Origin of the sequence: Klebsiella sp. YJ (assembly GCF_002108615.1) — a bacterium.
GTDB classification, from domain to species: domain Bacteria; phylum Pseudomonadota; class Gammaproteobacteria; order Enterobacterales; family Enterobacteriaceae; genus Klebsiella; species Klebsiella planticola.
In genome coordinates this window covers 1-665 of the sequence record NZ_MTEG01000108.1, presented here as the reverse complement: position 1 = coordinate 665, position 665 = coordinate 1, and the positions used below count along the sequence as shown (strand labels likewise).

Annotated in this window: 1 rRNA gene; it reads left to right on the top strand. The window is 54.1% G+C overall.

Going from position 1 to position 665, the window contains the following annotated elements:
- A 23S ribosomal RNA gene (locus tag BV390_RS30405) occupies positions 1–665 on the top strand; the annotation flags it as partial.

The following is a 665-nucleotide window of genomic DNA, read 5'->3' as shown; positions in this document are numbered from 1 at the left end:
TGGAGCCAACCTTGAAATACCACCCTTTAATGTTTGATGTTCTAACGTAGACCCGTGATCCGGGTTGCGGACAGTGTCTGGTGGGTAGTTTGACTGGGGCGGTCTCCTCCCAAAGAGTAACGGAGGAGCACGAAGGTTAGCTAATCCTGGTCGGACATCAGGAGGTTAGTGCAATGGCATAAGCTAGCTTGACTGCGAGCGTGACGGCGCGAGCAGGTGCGAAAGCAGGTCATAGTGATCCGGTGGTTCTGAATGGAAGGGCCATCGCTCAACGGATAAAAGGTACTCCGGGGATAACAGGCTGATACCGCCCAAGAGTTCATATCGACGGCGGTGTTTGGCACCTCGATGTCGGCTCATCACATCCTGGGGCTGAAGTAGGTCCCAAGGGTATGGCTGTTCGCCATTTAAAGTGGTACGCGAGCTGGGTTTAGAACGTCGTGAGACAGTTCGGTCCCTATCTGCCGTGGGCGCTGGAGAATTGAGGGGGGCTGCTCCTAGTACGAGAGGACCGGAGTGGACGCATCACTGGTGTTCGGGTTGTCATGCCAATGGCATTGCCCGGTAGCTAAATGCGGAAAAGATAAGTGCTGAAAGCATCTAAGCACGAAACTTGCCCCGAGATGAGTTCTCCCTGACTCCTTGAGAGTCCTGAAGGAACGTTG